21 protein-coding genes and 1 other annotated feature are annotated in these 25368 nt (G+C 37.7%); of the genes, 3 read left to right on the forward strand and 18 right to left on the reverse strand.

Annotated elements, in window-relative coordinates:
• From BWGOE10_RS22005 to cymR, 7 genes are all read right to left on the reverse strand, one after another.
• Positions 1–129 carry a YrzQ family protein gene (locus BWGOE10_RS22005; RefSeq protein ID WP_002015286.1) on the reverse strand — a complete coding sequence of 43 codons (129 nt, stop codon included), beginning with the start codon at positions 127–129 and terminating at the stop codon, positions 1–3.
• A gap of 18 nt (positions 130–147) precedes the next feature.
• The gene (locus BWGOE10_RS22010) at positions 148–336 is read right to left on the reverse strand and encodes a hypothetical protein (protein ID WP_002015288.1); all 189 of its coding nucleotides are present in this window, start codon (positions 334–336) and stop codon (positions 148–150) included.
• Between the two features lie 127 nt (positions 337–463).
• Entirely contained in the window at positions 464–2800 is a 2337-nt protein-coding gene (locus tag BWGOE10_RS22015; protein WP_070144956.1) for an ATP-dependent RecD-like DNA helicase, read from the reverse strand.
• 107 nt (positions 2801–2907) lie between these two features.
• Positions 2908–3567, reverse strand: coding sequence for a tetratricopeptide repeat protein (locus tag BWGOE10_RS22020; RefSeq protein WP_070144957.1), 660 nt, complete (start codon positions 3565–3567; stop codon positions 2908–2910).
• A gap of 110 nt (positions 3568–3677) precedes the next feature.
• Positions 3678–4793 (reverse strand): tRNA 2-thiouridine(34) synthase MnmA, encoded by a 1116-nt coding sequence (gene mnmA / locus BWGOE10_RS22025; RefSeq protein WP_002160392.1) that lies wholly within the window; start codon positions 4791–4793, stop codon positions 3678–3680.
• A gap of 16 nt (positions 4794–4809) precedes the next feature.
• Positions 4810–5955, reverse strand: coding sequence for a cysteine desulfurase family protein (locus BWGOE10_RS22030; protein ID WP_070144958.1), 1146 nt, complete (start codon positions 5953–5955; stop codon positions 4810–4812).
• Positions 5956–5990: 35 nt separating this feature from the next.
• Positions 5991–6407: a cysteine metabolism transcriptional regulator CymR gene (gene cymR / locus BWGOE10_RS22035; protein WP_000704117.1), complete on the reverse strand. Its 417-nt coding sequence runs from the start codon at positions 6405–6407 to the stop codon at positions 5991–5993.
• Between the two features lie 290 nt (positions 6408–6697).
• Here cymR and BWGOE10_RS22040 point away from each other — a divergent pair, with 290 nt between their 5' ends.
• Positions 6698–7984, forward strand: a complete 1287-nt coding sequence (locus tag BWGOE10_RS22040) for a replication-associated recombination protein A (protein WP_070144959.1) — start codon at positions 6698–6700, stop codon at positions 7982–7984.
• A 37-nt stretch (positions 7985–8021) separates the two neighbouring features.
• Positions 8022–8663: an RsfA family transcriptional regulator gene (locus tag BWGOE10_RS22045; RefSeq protein WP_070144960.1), complete on the forward strand. Its 642-nt coding sequence runs from the start codon at positions 8022–8024 to the stop codon at positions 8661–8663.
• 492 nt (positions 8664–9155) lie between these two features.
• Here the strand turns inward: BWGOE10_RS22045 and BWGOE10_RS22050 are convergent, their stop codons facing one another.
• From BWGOE10_RS22050 to BWGOE10_RS22095, 11 genes are all read right to left on the reverse strand, one after another.
• Positions 9156–9923 carry a ThiF family adenylyltransferase gene (locus BWGOE10_RS22050; RefSeq protein WP_000903181.1) on the reverse strand — a complete coding sequence of 256 codons (768 nt, stop codon included), beginning with the start codon at positions 9921–9923 and terminating at the stop codon, positions 9156–9158.
• Positions 9924–10117: 194 nt separating this feature from the next.
• The gene (gene aspS / locus BWGOE10_RS22055) at positions 10118–11893 is read right to left on the reverse strand and encodes an aspartate--tRNA ligase (RefSeq protein ID WP_070144961.1); all 1776 of its coding nucleotides are present in this window, start codon (positions 11891–11893) and stop codon (positions 10118–10120) included.
• A gap of 12 nt (positions 11894–11905) precedes the next feature.
• Positions 11906–13177, reverse strand: coding sequence for a histidine--tRNA ligase (hisS, locus tag BWGOE10_RS22060; protein ID WP_070144962.1), 1272 nt, complete (start codon positions 13175–13177; stop codon positions 11906–11908).
• A 69-nt stretch (positions 13178–13246) separates the two neighbouring features.
• Positions 13247–13477 (reverse strand) — a binding site (T-box leader).
• A gap of 54 nt (positions 13478–13531) precedes the next feature.
• Positions 13532–13708 (reverse strand): hypothetical protein, encoded by a 177-nt coding sequence (locus BWGOE10_RS32975; protein WP_002015300.1) that lies wholly within the window; start codon positions 13706–13708, stop codon positions 13532–13534.
• Positions 13709–13874: 166 nt separating this feature from the next.
• Positions 13875–14315, reverse strand: a complete 441-nt coding sequence (locus tag BWGOE10_RS22065) for a D-tyrosyl-tRNA(Tyr) deacylase (RefSeq protein ID WP_070144963.1) — start codon at positions 14313–14315, stop codon at positions 13875–13877.
• Positions 14316–14332: 17 nt separating this feature from the next.
• Complete coding sequence (relA, locus tag BWGOE10_RS22070) at positions 14333–16516, reverse strand: GTP diphosphokinase (protein WP_070144964.1); 2184 nt, start codon at positions 16514–16516, stop codon at positions 14333–14335.
• 211 nt (positions 16517–16727) lie between these two features.
• The gene (locus tag BWGOE10_RS22075) at positions 16728–17240 is read right to left on the reverse strand and encodes an adenine phosphoribosyltransferase (RefSeq protein ID WP_000346222.1); all 513 of its coding nucleotides are present in this window, start codon (positions 17238–17240) and stop codon (positions 16728–16730) included.
• A gap of 65 nt (positions 17241–17305) precedes the next feature.
• Positions 17306–19627 carry a single-stranded-DNA-specific exonuclease RecJ gene (recJ, locus tag BWGOE10_RS22080; protein ID WP_070144965.1) on the reverse strand — a complete coding sequence of 774 codons (2322 nt, stop codon included), beginning with the start codon at positions 19625–19627 and terminating at the stop codon, positions 17306–17308.
• Positions 19628–19728: 101 nt separating this feature from the next.
• Positions 19729–20622: a cation diffusion facilitator family transporter gene (locus BWGOE10_RS22085; RefSeq protein WP_070144966.1), complete on the reverse strand. Its 894-nt coding sequence runs from the start codon at positions 20620–20622 to the stop codon at positions 19729–19731.
• Between the two features lie 154 nt (positions 20623–20776).
• Positions 20777–23041, reverse strand: coding sequence for a protein translocase subunit SecDF (secDF, locus tag BWGOE10_RS22090; RefSeq protein ID WP_070144967.1), 2265 nt, complete (start codon positions 23039–23041; stop codon positions 20777–20779).
• 281 nt (positions 23042–23322) lie between these two features.
• Complete coding sequence (locus BWGOE10_RS22095) at positions 23323–23607, reverse strand: post-transcriptional regulator (protein ID WP_002112000.1); 285 nt, start codon at positions 23605–23607, stop codon at positions 23323–23325.
• 186 nt (positions 23608–23793) lie between these two features.
• Here BWGOE10_RS22095 and spoVB point away from each other — a divergent pair, with 186 nt between their 5' ends.
• On the forward strand, positions 23794–25353 hold the full coding sequence (gene spoVB, locus BWGOE10_RS22100) for a stage V sporulation protein B (RefSeq protein WP_070144968.1): 1560 nt from the start codon (positions 23794–23796) through the stop codon (positions 25351–25353).
• Positions 25354–25368: the final 15 nt, after the last annotated feature.

The raw sequence follows: 25368 nt of genomic DNA on the forward strand, positions 1-25368 counted from the left end.
TTATAAATAAGACTTAATCATCTTACGTGCTTTTTTCACATTGCGTTTTGAGAATACATCTTGTTTGCGAGCATATTGATATGCTGCAGCTCCAACACCTAATGCGATTAATGAATTGCGTAGATTCAAAGTAAATCCCCCTTTTCGTTATCCGATCGTTCTTTCATTATCATCAAATAAATCATCAAGAGAGCTTAATGAACCATCTTCCTCTACTTGATGTGTATGGATCTTCCCCTTTGAAACCGATAATTCGATATAACAATTCCAGCAATAAAATTGGTTGACACCTATTTTTCCGATGTCTTTCCCTTTGCAATTTGGACAACTGAACATATGGCTTTCATCTCCTTACAGTCTCCCAGATTCTATTCGCCATTATGTCCAAACTGCATTCATTTATACATTGCTAGAGCCTTTCAACGTTATACGTTTGAAAGTTTCACTATATAATTTCACCTTGTTACATGAAATCATACGGTGAAATGTTTTCCACGTCCATTTCTTCACCATTAACCGTCACCATCTGCACTTCTCCTTGTGATTCTTGCAATCGACCAGCTAAAGTCGTTTGACGCATTGCATCATCAAGGCGATTTACACCGGATTGAAAAGCTGCTTCCTCCCCGCAAATAATAAGGAATTTCTTACTCCTTGTAATACCCGTGTAAATTAAATTACGACGTAACATACGGTAGTAGCTCTTTACAATCGGCATAATAACAATCGGAAATTCACTACCTTGTGATTTATGAATCGAACAGCAATATGCATGTGTAATTTGATTTAAATCTGGCTTTGTATACGTTACTTCAATCCCATCAAATGAAACGATAATCATATCTTGTTGCTCAACGTTTTCTTTCGCATAAAACACCGAAACAATTTCTCCAATATCACCATTAAACACTTGACTTTCCGGCTGATTGACTAGTTGAAGTACTTTATCACCTCTGCGGTATACAACATCACCGTAGGCAATTTCTTTACTCTTTTCTCTTTTCGGGTTAAACACTTCTTGCAATGCTTCATTTAACACATTAATACCTGCTGGTCCGCGGTACATAGGTGCCAATACTTGTACATCTCTTGCGCTAAACCCTTTCGTCTTCGCGTTTTCACATACTTTTTTTACAACTTCAACAATTTGAGCCCCTGCACAGCTGATAAATGAACGATCTTTTTTATTTTGCGCTAAATCTGGCGGGAGCGTCCCGTCTTTTATCGCATGGGCGAGCTGAATAACAGACGAACCTTCTGCCTGACGATAAATTTCTGTAAGTTTTACCGTTGGGATGGCACCTGCATTTAATAAATCTTTTAACACTTGTCCAGGTCCTACAGATGGTAATTGGTCTTCATCGCCTACAACGATTACTTGAATATTCGTTGGCAAGGATTTAAACAATTGATTTGCCAGCCAAATATCTACCATCGAAAACTCATCAATAATAAGGAGCTTCCCTTGAACCGGATCAGTTTCATTACGCTGGAAAGACCCTTCTGGCGTCCAACCAAGCAAGCGATGAATTGTGCAAGCTGGAAGTCCTGTTGATTCACTCATTCGCTTCGCTGCTCTTCCTGTTGGAGCCGTTAATAGTATTGGAAATGGATTGTCATCACTATATTCATTTAGATTTAATGATAATCCGTGAAGTGACGCATACATTTCAACAATTCCTTTAATAACTGTTGTTTTCCCTGTTCCTGGTCCACCTGTTAATAGCATCATCGGCTTATGAAGGGCAGTTTGAACTGCTTCTTGCTGGAGCGGTGCATACTGTACCTTCAGCTGTTCTTCAATTTCCCCTAATGTTTTTAACACTTCTGCTTCAGGGAATGCAGGGGTTTCTTCTTGATTCATAAGACGCCGAATTGACTTTACAACGCCTTTTTCAGAGTAGAATAAAGAAGCTAAATACACTCGCTCTTCTTCTATAATGACTTTCCCTTCACCTTGCATCATCTCAACGCAACCTACAATATCTTCCTCAGTCACTCTGCCTTCTTGATTATTTAAAAGTGACATCGTTTCCCTCACAAGTTGTCCTTTTTCCATATAAACGTGACCCAATTGTAATGAAATATTCTCTAACGTATAAAAACACCCTGCACGTACACGGTCGTCGTGATTGCCCGTTATTCCTATTGCACGCCCTATATCATCTGCTCTTCCAAATCCAATTCCGTCCACTTCTTCAATAAGCTTATATGGATTATTACGAATCACTTCTAATGTCATCTCTTTATATTGCTGATAAATTTTAATAGAAAGTTTTGTTCCAAAACCGTAGCCATTTAAAAAGCTCATCACTTTCTCTAGCCCTTGATGCTCAATAATCGTTTCATATATTTCCTGCGCTTTTTGCTTGTTTACAACACCATTTAATGCATCAGGATCATCCATAATTTTAGAAATCGCATGCTCACCAAGATGGTCAACGATTTTTTCGGCTGTACGCTTTCCAATCCCTTTAAATAAATCACTCGCTAAATATTGCACCATACCTGCTTTTGTTTGTGGCAATTCTTTTTTAAACGTTTCAACTAAATATTGTTTCCCATACTTTGGGTGGTCTTTAAAATGACCTGTTAATGTAAACACTTCATCTTCATGCATACGGGGAAAATGACCGTTTATCATTACTTTTTTTTCGTCGTATGTTTCATTCGTTTCAATGACTTTCATACTGACAACGGAATAGAGGTTTTCTTCGTTGTGGAAAATGGTATGAAGAACTTGCGCTTTTATAAATTTTTTCTCTTCCTCAAACAAATCCATTGCATGTTGATTTCCCATCTTTCCTCTCCTTCCCGAGTTCTTTTCACTTTAATGAGCAGTACATCCCCCACCTCTTTCACAATCTTTAGATGAGGGGTAACTGCGCATTAAACTATAATTTCACTTTATTCAGCTTCTTGCTCTAATAAACGAATACCATTACCAGCTAAAAAGTGGTCTGGCTGAATTTCAGTTGCTTTCTTAAATAAAGTAAGAGCTTTCTCGTTATTTTCTTCAAATACGTACGCAACACCTAAATTATAATACGCATCTGCATGCTCTTCATCCATTTCTAATACCTTTTCAAAATAAGGTTTTGCCTCTTGAATATGTTCTAGTCGCGCGAAGCAAAGTCCGCATTGGAAAACAGCTTCTACATCGTCTTCATCTAATTCCGTCGCTCTTTGTAAAAATGGCAGCGCAAGACGATCATTTCCAAGTTGCACATGTGTGATACCTAACATAAATGTTACATCAGCTGATTGTAATCCCGCTTGCATCGCTTGTTCAAATACAGCCTTTGCCTCTGCAAATTGCTCTTGACCGTAATATACGTTTCCTAAACCATAATAGGCAGCTGCAGATTTATCATCTAATTCTAATGCACGTTTATAAAATAAAATTGCTCGCTCACTATCACCTAATACATCTAATAAATTCGCAAAGTTAATGTATCCAAGCGCATCTTTCGGATTTTCTTCGATTGCTTCTGTGAAATTTTTAGCTGCTTCTTCCCAGTTTCCTTCTTGCATATATTTAATACCTGTTTCAAGTTTGTTTGACATGTCCTTCACCTCTACAACAAATTATAACAAAGAATGTATTTTCCAAGCGAACGAAAATTCTCTTTATGTAAAAGAAACCTCTAACCGCTAATCGGCAGAGGCTTCTCGTGTTATCCTAAATAATCTAATTTCTTACCACTATGATATACTTCATCAATTGTAGCGCCGCCTAAGCACTCATCTCCATCATAGAAAACAACTGCTTGGCCTGGCGTAATCGCACGAATTGGCTCATCACAAAGAATACGAACTGTATTTTCATCAACGATTTGAACTGTTACTTTATTGTCTGCTTGACGATAACGGAATTTCGCTGTACACGTAAATTCTTTTTCCTTCGCTTTATTACTTACCCAGCCAACATTCGTAGCAATAACTTCATCACCATATAGGAGTTCGTTATGGAATCCTTGGTCAACATATAAAATGTTTTCTTTTAAGTTTTTCCCAACAGCAAACCATGGATCACCATTACCACCAATACCAAGACCATGACGTTGTCCAATTGTATAGTACATTAAACCATCATGTTTCCCTTTCACTTCACCAGATAATGTTTGCATCACACCTGGTTGCGCCGGTAAATAGTTACTTAAGAAATCTTTAAAGTTACGCTCACCGATGAAGCAAATACCAGTACTATCTTTCTTCGCCGCTGTCGCTAAACCAGCTTCTGTCGCCATTTCGCGAATTTGCGGTTTCTTTAATTCACCTAATGGGAACATTGTTTTTGATAATTGCTCTTGGCTTAATTGATTTAAGAAATATGTTTGGTCTTTATTATCATCAACGCCGCGAAGCATTTTATATTCGCCGTCCATATAAGCAACGCGTGCATAATGCCCTGTTGCTACATAATCAGCACCAAGTGCAATTGCATGCTCTAAAAATGCTTTAAATTTAATTTCTTTGTTACACATTACATCTGGGTTTGGTGTACGACCAGCTCGGTATTCATCTAAAAAGTACGTAAATACTTTATCCCAGTATTGTTTTTCAAAGTTTACTGCATAATACGGAATGCCGATTTGGTTACACACTTCAATTACATCATTGTAATCTTCTGTTGCTGTGCAGACACCATTCGCATCTGTATCATCCCAGTTTTTCATAAAAATTCCGATTACATCATAACCCTGCTCTTTTAATAAAAGAGCTGCTACAGATGAATCAACGCCACCGGACATCCCGATGACAACGCGTGTTTCGTGAGGTAGTTTGTTCATCATGTCACCTCCCATGCTAATTTTGTGTTAATCGCTTCACGATTTTCACTGTTTCGTACGCCGCTTTTTCAATTTGCTCTTTCGTATTTCCAAGTCCGAAACTAAAGCGTACGGATGAACGTATTTGATCGGAGTCTTTTCCGAACATCGCCACTAATACATGTGATGGATCAATCGAACCAGCTGTACAAGCAGAACCACTTGATACTGCAATACCAGCTAAGTCTAAGTTTACAAGAAACGGTTCAATATTCATTCCTGTAAAACTTATATTCAACACATGGGGTAAGCGATATTCCAAGTTTCCGTTTACCTCGAAAGTAATGTCCTCATTTTTGAAGACAGATACCATTATATCTTTAAACTCTTCATATTGGGCATTTTTTTGCTCACGAGTTTTTTCAGCTAGCAAAATCGCTTGCTGAAGTCCGGCAATACTAGGTACATTTTCAGTACCAGCACGGCGTTTTCTTTCTTGCTCTCCGCCTATTAATAACGGTTCAAATTTCACATTTGCACCAGCATATAGGAACCCGACACCTTTTGGTCCGTTAATTTTATGAGCTGAAATCGATAATAAATCAATACCAAACTCTTTCACATCTATTTCTATTAAACCGTAAGCTTGTACAGCATCTGTGTGGAAATAAGCTTGATGCTCTTTTAACAGCTTACCTATTTCCACAATTGGTTGTATTGTCCCTACTTCATTATTCCCGAACATAATAGATACAAGAATCGTCTCTTCCGTTAGTGCCTTTTGTATGTCAGAAACTTGAACACGCCCTGTTTCATCAACAGGTAAATACGTCACTTCAAATCCTTCACGCTCTAATAATTCACACGTATGCAAAATCGCATGATGTTCAATTTGCGTTGTAATAATGTGGTTACCTTTATGACGATTCGCGCGCGCTACACCTATAAGTGCTAAATTATCAGCTTCTGTACCACCGCTCGTGAATATAATTTCATTTGGACTTGCGTGAATGCTACGTGCACACACACGTCTTGCCTCATCTACCGCATGGCGCGTTTGACGCCCATAAAAGTGAATACTAGACGGGTTTCCAAATGTTTCTGTCATATATGGAATCATCTTTTCGACCACTTCTGGGTGAGTCGGAGATGTCGCAGCATGATCTAAGTAAATGCGTTCCATTAAATCTCCTTCTTTCCAAATCGTTTCACAAGGAATTAAATGTAAAACATATAGCCCCCGTGATTTTCTTCCTCATAACGTACTAAATCTTCTAAAGTTGTACTATCTAATACTTCTTGCACCGCATCACGAACACGCATCCATAATTGGCGTTGTGCTGGTTCTTCTTCTTCTATCATTTCTACAACACTAATTGGCCCCTCTAGTACACGGATTACATCTCCAGCTGTAATGTTGACTGGCTGATCAGATAATACATATCCGCCATATGCCCCGCGCGTACTCTTTACAAGACGAGCGTTACGAAGTGGTGAAATTAATTGCTCTAAATAATGCTCAGATAGGTCATGTGCCTGCGCAATTGATTTTAATGAAATTGGACCTTCACCAAACTTTTTTGCAAGGTCGATCATAATTGTTAAGCCGTAGCGGCCTTTCGTTGAAATCTTCATCTATTTGCACCTCATTTCAAATTTTCACTTCTATTGGTTATATCTTATTTATAAAAGAACACAATTTAAAATCCTATGAAATTATAGCATAATATAGTATTATAAGAAATTTCAACTTGTGTATCAAAATGATAACATAAAATCACATTGAAAAACTCGGAAATTATTACAATTGAAAGAAAAATGAAAATATTCATCTTCATTTTTCCCAAAAAACAGCATCCTATTTCAAATTTCATCAAAAAAAATGATACGATAGAATGAGATTATACATTAAGGGAGAGGGTCAAATGAAACAACCACTCGCACATCGAATGCGCCCTACAAATATTCAAGAAATTATCGGACAACAGCATTTAGTTGGTGAAGGCAAGATTTTATGGCGAATGGTCCAAGCAAATCATTTTCAATCAATGATTTTATATGGTCCTCCAGGAACAGGAAAAACATCAATCGCCAGCGCAATTGCAGGAAGTACTGGAACCCCGTTTCGCCTCTTAAACGCGGTTACTCATAATAAAAAAGATATGGAAGTTGTCGTACAAGAAGCGAAGATGCATCGACACCTCGTTTTAATTTTAGATGAAGTGCACCGTCTAGATAAAGCAAAGCAGGACTTTCTATTACCTCATTTAGAAAGTGGACTCCTTACTTTAATCGGTGCAACGACGAGTAATCCATTTCATGCTATTAATTCTGCTATTCGAAGTCGTTGTCAAATCTTCGAATTACACGCATTAACAGAAGATGATATTTTAATCGGCTTAAAACGAGCGCTTGAAGATAAAGAAAAAGGGCTTGGGGAATACGTTGTAACTGTTACGCCTGAAGCATTACATCACTTGGCAAATGCTTCAGGCGGAGATATGCGTTCAGCTTATAATGCACTTGAACTAGCTGTTTTATCTAGCTTTACAACTGACGACAAGGCAGCGGAAATTACACTTGAAATCGCAGAAGAATGCTTACAAAAAAAGAGCTTCGTTCACGACAAAGGTGGCGATGCTCACTATGACGTTTTATCTGCTTTTCAAAAATCAGTACGCGGAAGTGATGTGAACGCTGCACTTCATTATTTAGCACGTCTTATTGAAGCTGGTGACTTACAAAGCATTGGTAGACGTCTGCTTATTATGGCATATGAAGATATCGGACTTGCTAGTCCGCAAGCAGGACCACGTACACTTGCAGCGATCGAATCAGCTGAACGGGTCGGTTTCCCAGAGGCACGCATACCGCTTGCAAATGCTGTTATTGAACTTTGCCTATCACCGAAATCAAATTCGGCCTATAAAGCACTCGATGCCGCACTACACGATTTACGTAATGGCCAAACAGGCGATATTCCAAGTCATTTAAAAGATAGTCATTATAAAGGAGCCGAATCGTTAGGAAGAGGCATCGGATACTTATATCCACACGATCACCCAAACGGGTGGGTACAGCAACAATATTTACCTGATAAAATTAAAAACAAGCAATATTATAAACCGAAAACGACAGGAAAATTTGAACAAGCACTTTCTACTGTTTATGAAAGATTACAGAGTTCGCATAAAACGAAGAATAAAGGGTAATATAAGCGAAAACGTCACCATTATGGAGGCTTCGCTTATGAAAACACGTCAAGATGCATGGACAAAAGAAGACGATCTCCTTTTAGCAGAAACTGTTTTACGACATATTCGCAGCGGAAGTACACAAATAAAAGCATTCGATGAAGTTGGTGATACATTAAACCGAACTTCAGCAGCTTGTGGCTTTAGATGGAATGCTGAAGTAAGACCACATTATGAAGATGCGGTGCAAATTGCAAAAAAACAACGTAAAGAATTAAAGCGTTCGGAAGCTAAAATAGAAAAAGAGCAGTTCACACAAACTCGGCAACTCGTAATCGATGCCGAGTTTTCAGAAGATATTGCCTCAAATAAACAAAATCTTACAATGCAAAATGTCATCTCATTTTTGCAAAACTTGGAGCACAATAACCCTTCACTCGCAAAGTTGCAAACTGAAAATGACGTATTACAAGATCAGCTCACTTCCTTGAAAAAAACAAATAATGAACTTGAAGCAAAATTAGCTGTTCTCACAAAAAAACAACAAGCAATCGAAGAAGATTATGCAATGCTTGTTAGAATTATGGATCGTGCTCGAAAACTTGTTTCAGTCGAAGAACAAGAAGAGCAAATTGCTCCGATTTTCAAGACTGATCAAAATGGAAATTTAGATATTATATATTCAGCAGAGAATTAAAAAACAGGGATGTCACTTGTTCGCCTAAGTGACACCCCTGTTTTTTAATTCGGCGAACAATGTATAGGTAAATGAAATTATATTAACGATTTTTCAAATATATCTATCACAACTCGAAATATATCAACGATTCGACATAGAATATCGATTCACCGACAAAAATTCACATGAACCCTCCCGTTAAAATAAGAGAAAACTCCCGGAAATAAATTGGATATTTTTAACTTAAATGTTACTATAAGCATATATGTTTGAAGGGAGATGATCGCTATTTCATTTATAATCTTCAAAATAACACTCGGTGTTCTCGTCCTAACGTTAGGTCTTTTTACAATTCATAGTTTAAAAAAGACCTCCGCCTATAAGTCGGACAAATACGATTATTCTTTATTAGGATTACTTACATTTGAATTATTAGTATTGCAAATATCTGCAATACTTTAAAACATAATAGAAAAAGCATATACCCTAGGCGGATATATGCTTTCTTTTTTATTCTTGCCCTACACGCTTCACTTCTACGTTTTTAATACGTTCACGTACAACGTGACTTGCCATAATTAAGCCTGCCACAGATGGTACGAATGCATTTGAAGAAGGTGGTAATTTCGCTTTACGAATTTTTGCATTTTCATCCGGTACGATTTCTTTACGTACTTCTTCACGAATTACGATTGGGTTTTCGTCAGAGAAGACAACTTTTACACCTTTTTTAATACCATCTTTACGAAGCTTCGTACGAATTACTTTCGCAATTGGATCTGTATGTGTTTTAGAAATGTCCGCAATACGGAAACGAGTTGGGTCCATTTTATTTGCCGCACCCATACATGAGATAATTTTAATTTTACGACGTAAACATTGTTTAATTAAATGAATTTTGAACGTAATCGTATCAGATGCATCCACTACGAAATCTAAACCGTGTTTAAAGAACTCTTCATATGTTTCATCTGTATAAAACATCTCTAGTCCAATTACTTCACACTCTGGATTAATGTCTGCAATACGCTCTTTCATTAATTCTACTTTTGAACGTCCTACAGTAGATACTAACGCGTGAATTTGACGGTTTACGTTTGTAATATCTACAACATCTTTGTCAACTAATACAAGACGTCCTACGCCAGAACGTGCTAACGCTTCTGCCGAAAATGACCCTACTCCGCCAATTCCTAAAATACCGACTGTACTATTTTTTAATATTTCAAGGCCTTCTTTTCCAAAGGCTAATTCATTACGTGAAAATTGATGTAACATTCAGCTCTACACTCCTATTACAAAAATGGTCTACCATGTATTCTAGCGTTTTTCCGACTATTTGTATAGAAAAAGTTATAGAATTCCTAAAAATACATATTCAAACAAGGAAAACATAATGTAAACCGGACTTTTTAAACTTCCTCTCAAAAAAAAGTCTAGATGGGGTTAGTATAACCATCTAGACTTCATTCTTACTTCTCTTCTTTCACGCTCAATTTTAAGCTTAGCTCTTCAAGCTGAGCTTCTGCAACTGGGCTTGGCGCTTCTGTTAATAAGCAGCTTGCGCTTGCTGTTTTCGGGAATGCAATTGTATCACGAAGGTTCGTACGACCCGCAAGTAACATAACAAGACGGTCTAAACCTAATGCGATTCCGCCGTGTGGTGGTGTACCGTATTCGAATGCTTCTAATAAGAATCCGAATTGTTCTTGTGCTTCTTCTTGTGAGAATCCAAGTGCTTTGAACATTTTTTCTTGTACATCACGCTCGTAAATACGAAGTGATCCACCACCAAGCTCATAACCGTTTAATACAAGGTCATATGCTTGTGCACGCGCTTTTTCTGGTGCTGTTTCTAATAGTTCAACATCTTCACGGAATGGCATTGTGAATGGGTGGTGAGCTGCGAAGTAACGATCTGCATCTTCATCGTACTCAAGAAGTGGCCAATCAGTTACCCATAGGAAGTTAAATTTACTTTCGTCAATTAACTCAAGTTCTTTACCTAGACGTAAACGAAGTGCACCTAAGCTATCTGCAACAACGCTCTTCTTATCTGCTACGAATAGTAATAAGTCGCCAGCATTAGCTTCTAATGTACTCATTAACACGTTTGCATCTTCTTCACCGAAGAATTTCGCAATCGGTCCTTTTAAGCCGTCTTCTTCAACTTTAAGCCAAGCTAGACCTTTTGCACCGTATACTTTTGCGAATTCAGTTAATGCATCGATGTCTTTACGAGAGTATTTGCTCGCTGCACCTTTTGCGTTAATCGCTTTTACTTGTCCGCCGTTTTCTACAGCACTTGTAAATACTTTAAATCCACAACCTACTGCAAATTCAGATAGGTCTTTTAGTTCCATTTCAAAGCGTGTATCCGGCTTATCAGAACCAAAGCGAGCCATTGCATCAGCATATTTCATACGAGGGAATGGTGCACTAACTTCTACACCTTTTGCATCCTTCATGACTTTCGTCATCATACGCTCCATCATTTCTAAAATTTCATCTTGTGTTAAGAATGATGCCTCGATATCGATTTGTGTGAATTCCGGTTGACGGTCCGCACGTAAATCTTCGTCACGGAAACAACGCGCTACTTGATAGTAACGCTCAAATCCACCGACCATAAGAAGCTGTTTAAATAGCTGCGGAGATTGAGGTAATGCATAAAATTCACCATCATGCACACGGCTTGGTACTAAATAGTCGCGAGCTCCTTCTGGCGTGCTCTTCGTTAAAATTGGTGTTTCAACTTCTAAGAACTCTTCTGTATCTAAGAAGTTACGAATTGTTTTCGTTACGTCATGACGCATTTTGAATGTGTTGAACATTGCAGGACGACGTAAGTCTAAGTAACGATATTTTAAACGCACATCTTCTGATGCATCTGTATCATCAGCAATAATGATTGGCGTTGTTTTCGCTGCGTTTAATACGTTTACTTTCGATGCTTGTACTTCAATACGACCAGTTGCCATATTATCATTAATTGCGCCTTCACCACGTTCAACAACTGTACCTTCTACGTGTAATACGTATTCGCTACGAATCGTTTCTGCTACTTCTAACGCTTCTTTTGATGTTTCTGGGTTAAATACAACTTGTACGATACCTGTACGGTCACGTAAGTCGATAAAGATTAATCCACCTAAATCACGGCGTTTTTGTACCCAACCTTTTAATTGAACTGTTTGTCCAACCGCTTCTACTGTTACTTTTCCGCATGCATGTGTTCTTTCAGCCACTTTAAGTTCCCCCTATATTAATTTCTCTGCTACATATGAAGCAAATACATCTAACGACACTTCTTCTTGTCCGCCTGTTGCCATATCTTTTAAGTTAATGATGCCTTTATCTAGCTCATCTTCCCCTAATACAGCTACGTATTTCGCATTTAAACGATCTGCAGATTTAAATTGTGCTTTCATTTTGCGATCTAAATAATCTTTTTCAACTGATAGTCCAGCTTTACGAAGATCGAACGCAACTTTTGCAGCACGGTCTTTCGCTTTTTCACCAAGTGCTACAACGTAACAATCAATACTATGTTCAATTGGTAACTCAATATTTTCAGCCTTCAGCGCCATAATTAAACGCTCAATACTCATCGCAAAACCGATACCTGGCATTTCCGGTCCACCGATTTCTTGTACAAGTCCGTTATAACGGCCACCGCCACTTAATGTTGTGATAGCACCGAAACCTTCTGCCTCACTCATAATTTCAAAAACGGTGTGTTGGTAGTAGTCTAAACCACGTACTAAATTCGGATCTTTCTCAAATGGAACATCCATCATCGTTAATAGCTCTTGTACTTTGTCGTAGTATACTGCTGAATCTTCGTTTAAGTATTCTGTAATAGATGGTGCTGTGCTCATTAATTCATGATTACGGTCCTTCTTACAGTCTAAAATACGAAGAGGGTTCTTTTCTAAGCGAGATTGGCAATCAGAACAGAATTCTCCGATTCGGGGCTCAAAGTGAGCAATTAACGCATCACGGTGTGCTTGACGACTCGCTGCATCACCTAAGCTATTTAATACAACTTTAATATTTTTCAAGCCCATACCACGGTAAAACTCTACAGCAAGTGCAATTACTTCTGCATCAATTGCTGGATCGTTACTACCAATTGCTTCAATACCGAATTGTACGAATTGACGATAGCGACCTGCTTGTGGTCTTTCATAACGGAACATTTGGCCGATATAGTATAATTTCGTTGGTTGTGTTGCATCACCGAACATTTTGTTTTCAACGTAAGAACGTACAACGGGTGCAGTACCTTCTGGACGTAATGTTAAACTACGCTCTCCACGGTCTTGGAATGAATACATTTCTTTTTGTACGATATCTGTTGTATCACCAACACCACGTAAAAATAGCTCTGTATGTTCAAAAATTGGTGTACGAATTTCTTTATAATTGTAACGACGGCAAATGTCGCGCGCTTGCCCTTCGATATACTGCCATAACTCTACACTACCTGGAAGAATATCTTGCGTTCCGCGTGGGATTTGAATAGACATATTCAGTTCCTCCTCAAATTGTTTTAATCTTAATAAAAATAAAAAAACTCCCGCCTCTACTGTTTGAACAGTAGGGACGAGAGTATTATACCCGTGGTGCCACCCTAATTGAAGCACGTATGCTTCCACTTTTTTAATAACGCTTAAATTTGCGTTCATCTCTACTAAGCGTATAAGCCTTTCAAGTTGAAACCTACAGAGTGTCCTTCAATCAGTCATCATGTAGAAATGTTTTCAGCCTAGGACATTTCTTCTCTTTCCATGTGTATCTCATTTACTCTCCTCTATCAACGGCTATATTCATATGTAAATATAAAATTACTATACGTTTGTTGAGTAGGATTGTCAAGTGCTCTAAGAGCGCTCAATTTGCTTCTTTAGGCGCTTTACATCTTGTAGTGAAATCCCGAACTCAGAAGCAAGCTCCATTGAAGTATTGTTTTGTTCTTTTGAAATAAAATCATGTAAATTTACGTTAAACAGTTGATTTGCACCATTTGTAACAGAATGCCCTTTTTCATTCATGCGCATACGTATATCCCTCACATTCAATATGGTTGTTTTACTTTTTATTGTTCCATATTGATGAGATAGTTATACATAGCCGAAACAGCTATTGATTCCAAATAACTAAACAAAACATACCACAATGTATGAAAAAAGAGAGGATTCTATAATCCTCTCTTCTCGGGCAACACTATTTACTTTCTACAATTAAGGTCACCGGACCATCATTGATTAAAGAAACGTCCATCATTGCTCCGAACTTCCCTGTTTCTACATGCAATCCTTGTTTACGAACTTCTTCATTAAAGAAATCGTATAATCGCTCTGCATAGTCAGGTTTCGCAGCACCCATAAAGTTTGGACGTCTTCCCTTGCGGCAATCTCCGTATAATGTAAATTGCGAAATAGATAGAACTTGTCCTTCTACATCAAGTACAGAATGGTTCATCTTTCCGCTCTCATCTTCAAAAATACGCAAGTTTGCAATTTTTTCAGCGATGTAAGTTGCATCTTTTTCTGTATCTTCATGCGTAATGCCAACTAGTAGTGTTAAACCGAATGGAATTTGTCCTACAATCTCACCATCTACTGTGACAGACGCTTCTTTTGATCGTTGTAAAACAACTCTCATCTTTTATACACTCCCTATTAATGCATCATGCGTCGTACCGCATAAATTTCTGGAACACGTTTAATGCGCTCTACTACTTTTTTCAAGTGCTGTAAATTTCGAATGGAAATCGACATGTTAATCGTTGCCATTTTGTTACGGTCACTTCTACCAGAAACAGCTGAAATGTACGTTTTCGTCTCTGTAACAGCTTGTAATACTTCATTTAATAAACCACGGCGATCGTAACCTGAAATTTCAATATCAACGTTATACTCAATTTCTTTTTCAGAGCTACCTTCCCACTCTACTTCTAATAATCGTTCTACAGCTTCTTCTGTATGAACATTTACACAATCACGGCGGTGAATCGATACGCCTCGGCCTTTCGTAATATACCCAACGATATCATCGCCCGGAACTGGGTTACAGCATTTTGATAAACGAATTAATAAATTATCAGCACCGCTTACCTTTACACCAGAATCCCATTTTCGAATTTTCATCGGTTTACGAACTTCTTTAACTTCAACGATTTCTTCTTCTTCGCGTTGTTTGCGGAACTTGTCCGTTAGTCGCGTAACAATTTGCGACGCTGTAATTCCGCTATATCCAACTGCTGCAAACATATCTTCTTCATTTGCAAAGTTAAATTTCTCAGCGACACGTTTTAAGTTATCAGGCGCTAATACTTCTTTCATCTCATACTCTAGACCACGTACTTCCTTTTCAACAAGTTCACGGCCTTTTTCAATATTTTCGTCTCTACGTTGTTTCTTAAAGAATTGACGTATTTTATTTTTCGCATGAGATGTTTGAGCAAGTTTCACCCAATCTTGACTTGGGCCATACGAATGTTTCGATGTTAAAATTTCAATGATGTCACCTGTTTTTAATTTATAATCAAGCGTCACCATTTTCCCATTTACTTTTGCACCAATTGTTTTGTTTCCAATTTCCGAATGGACACGATACGAAAAGTCAATTGGAACAGATCCAAGTGGTAATTCCATTACATCGCCTTTCGGTGTGAAGACGAATACCATGTCAGAGAACAAGTCAATTTTTAATGATTCCATAAACTCTTCTGCATTAGAAGCTTCATTTTGCCATTCTAATATTTGACGGAACCAAGTTAGTTTCTTCTCTAATGTACCAGTTGTTTCTGCTGTTTTCCCTTCTTTATACGCCCAGTGTGCCGCGATACCGAATTCTGCAATTTCGTGCATTTCTTTCGTACGAATTTGCACTTCTAGCGGATCACCTTTCGGTCCAATTACAGTTGTATGAAGAGATTGATATAGATTTGCTTTCGGCATTGCAATATAATCTTTAAAACGACCCGGCATTGGCTTCCAGCACGTATGAATAATTCCAAGCACCGCGTAACAATCTTTAATACTATTTACAACGACACGTACAGCTAATAAATCATAAATTTCATTGAACTGTTTATTTTGCAGTGCCATTTTACGATAAATGCTGTAAATATGTTTTGGTCTTCCAGAAATCTCAGGTTGAATTGAAACCTCTTTTAATTTCTCACGAATGCCAGTCATTACTTCATCTAAATATTCTTCACGTTCTGCACGTTTACGCTTCATTAAATTCACAATACGATAATATTGCTGCGGATTTAAATAGCGAAGTGACGTATCCTCTAGCTCCCATTTAATAGTACTAATTCCGAGTCTATGTGCTAAAGGTGCAAAGATTTCTAACGTTTCATTCGCAATGCGACGCTGCTTCTCTTGAGGCAAATGTTTCAATGTACGCATGTTATGAAGACGATCAGCTAGTTTAATTAAAATAACTCGAATATCTTGAGCCATTGCAATAAACATTTTGCGATGGTTTTCTGCTTGTTGCTGCTCATGGGATTTATATTTAATCTTTCCAAGCTTTGTAACACCATCGACAAGCATAGCGATTTCTTTATTAAATTCCCGTTCAATATCTTCTAATGTAATTTCTGTATCTTCCACTACATCATGTAAGAAACCTGCCGATACTGTAGCCGGATCCATGTGTAAATCAACTAAAATACCTGCAACTTGAATTGGGTGAATAATATATGGTTCACCCGATTTTCTATATTGTTCGCTATGTGCATCACGCGCATATTCATAAGCACGTGCCACTAGCTCAATATCTTCATCCGCTAAATATTGACTTGCTTTCTCGAGTACCTGTTCAGCTGTTAGTACTTGCTCATTTGCCATCGAATCACCTTTTATTGAAAATTGACTTTATCTTTATTGAATAGAATAAATTATATTCTATCATTATAACCCAATGATTGTGAATTGTGAAAAGGAAAAGATTTTACTGACATTTCACCATGTTTTTTTGTGCAATTATACAAAAGTACCCGCTCCTCTCCAAGAGATTCACGGGTACTTTTTTATCACCGTAGTTTCACCTATATAATGATTAGTATTTTTCTAATACTAATACATCGTAACCATCTAACATTTTACGACCATCTAAGTAAGTAAGCTCTACTAAGAATGCAATTCCTGCTACAACTCCGCCAAGTTCTTCAACTAGTTTAATTGTCGCTTCGATTGTTCCGCCCGTAGCTAACAGGTCGTCTGTAATTAATACACGTTGACCTGGCTTAATTGCATCTTTATGGATTGTTAAAACATCTGTTCCATACTCTTTACCGTAGTCAACTGTAATTACTTCACGTGGTAATTTCCCTAATTTACGAACTGGTGCGAACCCTACTTCTAATGCATAAGAAACTGGGCAACCGATAATAAAGCCACGTGCTTCCGGCCCTACTACAACATCAATGTCTCTTTTTTTTGCATACTCAACGATTGCATCTGTTGCTGCTTTATATGCTTTGCCGTCGTTCATTAAAGGTGTAATGTCTTTAAACACAATACCTTCTTTTGGATAATCCGGTACAATTGCGATATGTTGCTTGAAATCCATATTTCTGAATCCTCCTCAGATCTAAAAGGTTTGTAAATACAAATCCTTTACCCTAACTGTTCTACTTATTTATGATTACGAATCGTTTCAAACCATGTATATAGTTGCTGATATGTGCTATAAACCAATTCTTTCTCTAATTGTAAGTGGTTCATTTTCTCACGATATGTGTTCGATTCAATTAAATCACGCTTTTGTTTTTGTTCGGCCATAAAAATGACACCGTCTTTTATTGTAACAAATTCTAACTCAAAAAACACCTGTGTCATGAAATTTACTGTATCTTTCGACCAACCTTTATGACGACACAGTTGTTCCCCATATTGCCTTAAAGAAAATGGTGTTTTTTGGCTTAAGAAAGAATAGTACCATTTAAAGTGTTCCCTCGTTGGGACTGTACTAAATAAATGATTGTTCTCTTGATAAAATAGCGTGTAAATTCGAGATGGAAATCCTACTTTAAATAAATCACGCAATTCATCTGTTCCTTTCGGCAAATCGAGTAACACAATATATTGATCATCTAAATGCGTTACCTCTGATGCATGCAGGAGCTGTTCTTTATAGCCCTCTAAAGAAAACTTATTCAATACCTCTTCAGAAAAATACACCATGGTTATTTTTTCTTTCGGAAGTTCTGCTAAATTTGCTTCTACATTACGCATACTACGCCAGTCAAATAATTGCCATGCCTCTATAGCAATATCTTGCACCATTAATTGCGGCTTTTTAAAGTTATTCCATTCATTAATGGACGCTTCTCCTACTACAGAAACCTTCGCAACTGGAGAGATTTCTTTCGCATAAGTACCAAATCCAAATCCAATCGTGTCCAGTGTTGCTTGTCCATCACGAAGAGCCATTTTTAAATGAGACCCATCAGATCCAATTGCACGGATACTTTCTAAGTCAGCATCTTTCACCGCAATACGCGGTTTCGGATTTCCTACGCCAAATGGCGCTAACTTTTGCATCTCCTCAATCGCGGCAAGCGTTACATCCTCTACTTTACAAAATGCATCCACTGCCGTAATCGGAATAAAATCTTCTTCTGTTAAAATTAAATCTGCTTGCTCATTTAACCTGCGTCTTAATTCATCCACATCATTCATATTAAGCGTCATTCCCGCCGCCATCGGATGACCTCCGAAATGCGGTAACAATTCACGGCAATCTGAAAGGTTTGCAAACAAATCAAATCCTGCAATACTACGAGCCGATCCCTTTGCTGTTTCTTTATGAGGATCAATGCTTAATACAATCGTCGGACGATAAAAACGTTCAACTAACTTAGAAGCGACAATTCCAATTACCCCTGGATTCCAGCCTTCTTTTGCAAGGACTAATACTTTATTTTCTTCTGGCGGGAATTTATTTTCGACTTCAGCGATAGCTTCTTCTGTAATTTGCTTTACAATATCTTTTCGAAGTTTATTCAGCTCATCAATTTCTTCAGCTAGCTCTTTCGCTTCCTCTGGATCTTCTGATAATAGAAGGTGTACAGCAGGTGTTGCATCTTCCAAACGACCAACTGCATTAATACGAGGTGCGAGTGAGAATCCGATGCTTTCTTCTGTAATTTCGCTTTGCGAAACGTTAGCAACTTTAAATAACGCCTTTAAACCGATATTTCGAGTCATTCGCATATGCTTCAGTCCACGCTGTACTAACAATCTATTTTCACCGTGAAGCGATACTAAATCGGCTACCGTACCGATTACTGCAATTTCCAATAAATGCTCTGGTACACGGCCCAAAAGTGCATGTGCAACTTTAAATGCAACACCAACACCCGCTAAATAATGAAACGGATAAACACCGCCTTCTAATTTCGGATGAATAATGGCAAGTGCCTCTGGTAATTCTGGTGGTGGCTCATGATGATCTGTAATAATAAGATCTATTCCAAGTTCCTTCGCTACCTTCGCTTCATGTACCGCTGCGATACCAGTATCGACAGTGATAATTAGTGAGAACCCTGCACTGTGCGCCCAACGAAACGCTTCTTCATTTGGCCCATAACCTTCAGTAAAACGATTTGGAATATAAAACTCTACTTCTGCACCTAATTCTTTGAGAGCAAGGTATAGCACAGTCGTACTACTTACTCCGTCCGCATCATAATCGCCAAATATTAATATTTGTTCTCCATTTTCAATAGCTTTTTTCACACGCTCTACAGTCCGATCCATTCCTTCAAGTAAAAATGGATCATGAAATTCTTGATCTGCTGTATTTAAAAAGTCTACAATCTTATCTTCTGTATTTAAGCCTCTGCCGAGAAATAATGAAGTCACAAGAGGTGATAGTTGCAATTTATTTGCTAATTCACTCACTAGTTCCTCATTATATTCTTTTTCTTTCCAACGCGTCTTCGGTTGTAACACGAAATCACCCCTTAACCTATCCATTATACAAGACAGATTAAGGGGTGACAATATAATGCAAACTACGATTCGATATCTATATAACTAAATATCCATTATGTTTAATTTGGAGAATACGGATTAATATGTACAAAAACATTTTGTACGTTATCTTGTTTCATAAGTGTTTCTTTTACATGTTTTCCAATGCGGTGACCTTCTTCTACAGTGATATATGGATCTACAGATATTTTAATATCAACAATAACATAGTGGCCATGTTCCCTTGCATATAAAGAGCCGATTTTTTTCACACCTTCCACTTGAAAAACTGCCTCCCTAAGCGGAACAACATCTTCTTCATGCAGAACATGATCGAGCGTTGCATGAATAGCTTCTGCTCCAATACTCCACGCCATCTTAGCAACGAGAATCGAAACAAATAATCCCGCAATTGGATCAGCATATACAAGCCAATCTATACCTAACTTACCACCGATAATAGCTGCACAAATGCCGATTAAAGCTGCAATTGAAGAAAACACATCCGAACGATGTTCATATGCATTTGCAATAATTGCATCACTTTTTATCCTCTTCCCTAACCGGAATTTATATTGAAACATTCCTTCTTTCACGACAATAGAAAAAATAACAGCAAAAATCGTAATTCCTTTCGGCGGTTCTAGTTCTTGCGAAAAAGCTTTTATAGACGAAATCGCGATTTCCAATCCAACAATAAATAATAATACCGCAACAATAATTGCTGAAATCGATTCCGCTTTACCATGACCATACGGATGATCCTCATCAGGCGGCTGCTTTGCTGCTCGCAATCCAAAAAGTACAGCTAGCGAACCAATTACATCTGATCCAGAATGCACTGCATCTGCCAATAGCGCTTTACTGTTCCCGATATAACCAATTACCGCTTTTATAATCGCTAATATAATATTACCAACGATCCCGACGATAGCACCAAACTCGGCCTGTTTAAAACGTTCATCTTTTTCCATAATTAAAATCCCTTCTTTTCTTAACCTATCTTTTTATTGTAACAAAAACAACGATAACACCACCACTTTCTTCCATTTTATTCTTTCAAAAGTTGCTATCTTATTGTATCCACAAACGAAAAAAGAGATGCCTCATAATGAGGCATCACCTTTTTTATACTTGCGGTTCAGATACTTCTTTCTCAACCTTCTTCTTGTTTTTGCCCTTTTTCAAACGGCGGTTTTCAAGCATTAACCAAATTTGAGAGGCAACGAAAATAGAAGAGTACGTACCTACAACTAATCCAATTAATAGTGCAAGTGAGAAGTTACGCAGTGATTCACTACCGAAAATAAGTAGTGTAATTACTGGGAACAGCACTGTTAAAACAGTATTAATTGAACGACCAATTGTTTGACGAATACTTGAGTTTACGATTTCTTCTAAATCTTTTAAATCACGAACTCGTTTTTTCTGTTTGTATAACTCACGGTTTCTATCAAACGTAACGATTGAGTCATTGATAGAGTAACCAATAATCGTTAATACCGCAGCGATAAACGTTAAATCTACCTCTATCTGGAAAAGACTAAACACAACAATCATAACGAACGCATCATGTAATAATGCGATTACTGCAGATAATGCATATGTAAAGCGGAAACGAATACTTACGTATAAGATGATAACCAATGAAGCTATCAGAACCGCGATGAATGCATTTCGTGCAATCTCTTTACCGATTGTCGGCGAAACTGTACTTACGTTTGGCTCTGTACCGTATTTATCGTTAAAGAATGTTTTTGTTTTCGCAATTTCATCTTTTGATAGAACACCTAACGTACGAACTGCGAAACCTTTATTATCATTACCAGTCGGTACAATATTTTCTTCTTTCACATCAATCTTCAGTTCGTTGAAGTCTTTATGAACGTCAGACACAGTAAGTGCTTGTTTTGATTGCAAGTCAATACGTGTACCACTTGCAAAGTCAATTCCAAGGTTCATTTTGAAAATCGGTAATATAATTGCCCCAGCAATTACGACTACAACTGAGAATAAGAAGAATTTATGACCGATATTTACGAAGTTAATACGATCAAATTTCGTTGGTGGATGTACTACACCTTTTGTTAATGGAATAATATCCTTTTCCTTAACACCGAAGTAAGATAGTTTTTTATCGAAGTAACGGCTCTTTACAAGTAATCCAAGTAGGAAACGAGTACCAAATACGTTCGTAATGAAACCAACTAAAATACTTACGATTAAACTTGTTGCAAATCCTTTTACAGAGCTATTACCGTAAGCGAATAATACACCAGCTGCTGCAATTGTTGTAATGTTCGCATCTAAAATTGTCGATAATGAACGATGGTTACCAGCACGGAATGCTGACATCAGCGACTTACCAATTTTAAGCTCTTCCTTCAATCTCTCGTACGTAATGATATTCGCATCAACTGCGATACCAACCCCGAGCACTAATGCCGCAATACCTGGTAACGTAAGAACTGCATGCATCCAGTTAAAGACAAGTAATGTAACGAAAATGTATAAACCTAACATAATAACCGCTACAAGTCCTGGTAAACGGTAGAATACAAGCATGAATAAGAAGATAATAGCAATACCGATCGCACTAGCGAAAATCGTTTGCTCTAATGCTTGTTGACCAAATTTCGCTCCAACAGATGTTGAATACATTTCTTTTAAATCAACAGGAAGTGCACCTGCATTTAATAAAGATGAAAGTTCTTTCGCACTTTCAACTGTGAAGTTTCCACCTACGATAGATACTTCAGCTTGGTTAAATACTTGGCTTACTGTTGCTGCTGATAAAAACTTTGGATTCGGTTTTGCAGCTTCTGCTTTATACGAATCTTTTCCTTCTTCAAAATCAAGCCAAATTACCATTAAATTCGTTGGTGGTGGCATTTTTGAAATCTTTTCAGTTACTTCACGGAATTTTTCAGCGCTTTTTAGTGTAAGACCTACGCTCGCACGGCCTTGCTCATCAAATGTTTGCTTCGCTCCGCCGCCTTTTAAATCCGTTCCGTCCATAAGTAGGTTATCATCCACATCACGGAATGTTAGTTTCGCTTGTGTTGATAACATTTCACGTGCTTTTTGCTGATCTTGTACACCAGCAAGCTGTACACGAATTCGATCTTCCCCTTCGATTTGAATGTTCGGCTCACTTACACCAAGAACATTGACACGATTTTCAAGAGCACCTACTGTACTTACAAGTGCATCACGATCGATTTTATCACCTTTTTTGGCTGGTTTTACTTCATACAGAATTTCAAAACCACCGCGAAGGTCTAGTCCTAGACTAATTCCTTTTGCTATGTCTTTTCCTGCCGCACCAATTACTCCACCAATTAATAAAACGATGAGGAAAAAGGCGGCAATTCTTGTACCACGCTTTGCCATATGTACCCTCTTTCTGCTACTAACACTTTCAATAAATCTCTTACGATTCACTTTTGCACGTGTGCATACGCCTAGTTAGTAGACTTACTTTCTATAAAATACATGTATTTTCGCTAGTTCATCACTAGCTGTGTCGGTAAGATTTTCACAATACCTACACTTTCATTATTTATTTTTTCTCTTCACTACCTCCTTTATATATAATCTTAGACATAATTAATTCCTCTTTATCAATACCTATCATTATACTGCAAAAGGAAGAACAAACCAATTACAGTCGGTTATTTATTTTCATATTCATCAAACGACCAAAGTGGTGCTTGATATGCTTCAACAGTTAAATAATTCATATATTCATTAGTACTTACTCTTAATACATCATTTACCAATTCATATAACCTAACATCACTGTCTATCTTTTTCCACTTTTTCGCCTTGAGAAACTTCCAAATATCATTATCTGTCACTCGGTCGTAACCGAACATTTGAAACTCTTCTACTTTACTTTCTAAAACGACTTGTAACTGTCCGCGGTATGATTCTACCAAAGCCTCTTTATCCAACATATATAACATCTCCTTCTTATTTCAGCACGAAAAGTCGCTTTTAATCCCGCTCTAATGGACAGTAATAACTTCTTTCAAGAGTACCATTCACACTTTACTCTCTTAAATGCTTGTCATTCTTGTCTCATACGTGCATATAAATTATTGTAAATCATTCCATTGATTTTGAGAAGGTAGGAGAAGAGTATGACGAGACAAAGCTTTTTAAAAGGTGCATTTATTTTAATGATAGCTGGCTTTATTACAAAAATCCTTGGATTTATTAACCGCATTGTAATGGCACGTATTTTAGGCGAAGAAGGCGTTGGTCTTTATATGATGGCTGTCCCCACCTTCATTTTAGCAATTACACTAACACAAATTGGCCTTCCTGTTGCAATCGCAAAATTTGTAGCAGAAGCGGAAGCGGTGAACGATAAGCAAAGAGTTAAAAAAATATTAACTATCTCGCTAGCCGTTACATCCGTTATTAGTATCATTTTAACAATTGGGATTATGCTACTCACACCTATTTTAGCAAAAACATTATTAACAGATGAAAGAACTTACTATCCATTAATGGCTATTTTACCTGTCGTTCCAGTTATTGCAGTTTCTTCTGTTTTACGTGGTTATTTCCAAGGGAAACAAAATATGAAGCCGAGCGCTTATGCTCAAGTCATAGAACAAGTTGTCCGCATTACAATTATCGCTGTATGCATTCAGTTATTTTTACCTTACGGCGTAGAATATGCTGCAGCCGGTGCCATGCTATCAGCTGTTCTTGGCGAAGTTGCATCTTTATTATTTTTACTTACTTTATTCCAACGCGAAAAACATTTATCTATACGCTCTGGATTTTTCACTACTGTAAAGGAGAGCAAAAATACGTTTTATTCCCTTATGGACATTGCTTTACCAACTACAGGAAGCCGTTTAATTGGTTCCGTTTCTTATTTCTTTGAACCTATCGTCGTTATGCAAAGCTTAGCGATCGCGGGCGTTGCTGCATCTGTCGCAACTCAGCAATACGGTATGTTAAACGGATATGCGTTCCCGCTTCTATCACTGCCAGCCTTTATTACATATGCTCTTTCTACAGCACTCGTCCCATCAATTAGCGAGGCAATGGCAAAGAGACAACACAAATTAGTGGAACACCGATTACAACAAGCACTTCGAATTTCCTTAATAACCGGCGGATGGTCAGTCGTTATATTATATGTATTTGCTTCTCCAGTTTTAACTCTCATGTACGGCTCAGACAACGCGGCGGCGTTCATCCAGCTTCTTGCACCTTGTTTTTTATTTCATTATTTCCAAAGTCCCCTTACATCTGTGTTGCAAGCTTTAAACTTAGCACGCGCTGCTATGATGAACACCTTTATTGGCGCTATCGTAAAATTAATCGTTATTTTTGCACTCGCTTCACGCCCAGAGTTCCAAATGATGGGGGTTGCCCTCGCCATCGCAGCAAATATAGTAACCGTAACATTCCTTCACTACGCCACTGTTTTAAAGAAAATTACATTTACCATTTACGCAAAAGACTATATTTTCGGTGGAATTGCTATCGGGATTGCTGGTACCTTCGGTTTTTATCTTCATAAGCATATCGTTTTTTCTCATTCACTTGGCGTACAAACGTTATGGGAAATCACCTTAACAACAATCGTTTATATCGTTCTCCTCTTCGTTTTTAAACTCATTCGAAAAGAAGAATTAAGTCGTCTCCCTATCATTCGTAAACTTTCATTTTTGAAATAAACGGGCTTGCCATTC

The sequence above is a fragment of the Bacillus mycoides genome (genome assembly GCF_001757995.1).
GTDB lineage: Bacteria > Bacillota > Bacilli > Bacillales > Bacillaceae_G > Bacillus_A > Bacillus_A mycoides_B.

Bases quoted from the DNA above. Each gene is read 5' to 3' on its own strand.
- BWGOE10_RS22010 (WP_002015288.1), bottom strand. From the start codon at position 336: ATGTTCAGTTGTCCAAATTGCAAAGGGAAAGACATCGGAAAAATAGGT.
- BWGOE10_RS22015 (WP_070144956.1), bottom strand. From the start codon at position 2,800: ATGGGAAATCAACATGCAATGGATTTGTTTGAGGAAGAGAAAAAATTT.
- BWGOE10_RS22020 (WP_070144957.1), bottom strand. From the start codon at position 3,567: ATGTCAAACAAACTTGAAACAGGTATTAAATATATGCAAGAAGGAAAC.
- mnmA (WP_002160392.1), bottom strand. From the start codon at position 4,793: ATGAACAAACTACCTCACGAAACACGCGTTGTCATCGGGATGTCCGGT.
- BWGOE10_RS22030 (WP_070144958.1), bottom strand. From the start codon at position 5,955: ATGGAACGCATTTACTTAGATCATGCTGCGACATCTCCGACTCACCCA.
- cymR (WP_000704117.1), bottom strand. From the start codon at position 6,407: ATGAAGATTTCAACGAAAGGCCGCTACGGCTTAACAATTATGATCGAC.
- BWGOE10_RS22040 (WP_070144959.1), top strand. From the start codon at position 6,698: ATGAAACAACCACTCGCACATCGAATGCGCCCTACAAATATTCAAGAA.
- BWGOE10_RS22045 (WP_070144960.1), top strand. From the start codon at position 8,022: ATGAAAACACGTCAAGATGCATGGACAAAAGAAGACGATCTCCTTTTA.
- BWGOE10_RS22050 (WP_000903181.1), bottom strand. From the start codon at position 9,923: ATGTTACATCAATTTTCACGTAATGAATTAGCCTTTGGAAAAGAAGGC.
- hisS (WP_070144962.1), bottom strand. From the start codon at position 13,177: ATGTCTATTCAAATCCCACGCGGAACGCAAGATATTCTTCCAGGTAGT.
- BWGOE10_RS32975 (WP_002015300.1), bottom strand. From the start codon at position 13,708: ATGCGCATGAATGAAAAAGGGCATTCTGTTACAAATGGTGCAAATCAA.
- BWGOE10_RS22065 (WP_070144963.1), bottom strand. From the start codon at position 14,315: ATGAGAGTTGTTTTACAACGATCAAAAGAAGCGTCTGTCACAGTAGAT.
- relA (WP_070144964.1), bottom strand. From the start codon at position 16,516: ATGGCAAATGAGCAAGTACTAACAGCTGAACAGGTACTCGAGAAAGCA.
- BWGOE10_RS22075 (WP_000346222.1), bottom strand. From the start codon at position 17,240: ATGGATTTCAAGCAACATATCGCAATTGTACCGGATTATCCAAAAGAA.
- BWGOE10_RS22085 (WP_070144966.1), bottom strand. From the start codon at position 20,622: ATGGAAAAAGATGAACGTTTTAAACAGGCCGAGTTTGGTGCTATCGTC.
- secDF (WP_070144967.1), bottom strand. From the start codon at position 23,041: ATGGCAAAGCGTGGTACAAGAATTGCCGCCTTTTTCCTCATCGTTTTA.
- BWGOE10_RS22095 (WP_002112000.1), bottom strand. From the start codon at position 23,607: ATGTTGGATAAAGAGGCTTTGGTAGAATCATACCGCGGACAGTTACAA.
- spoVB (WP_070144968.1), top strand. From the start codon at position 23,794: ATGACGAGACAAAGCTTTTTAAAAGGTGCATTTATTTTAATGATAGCT.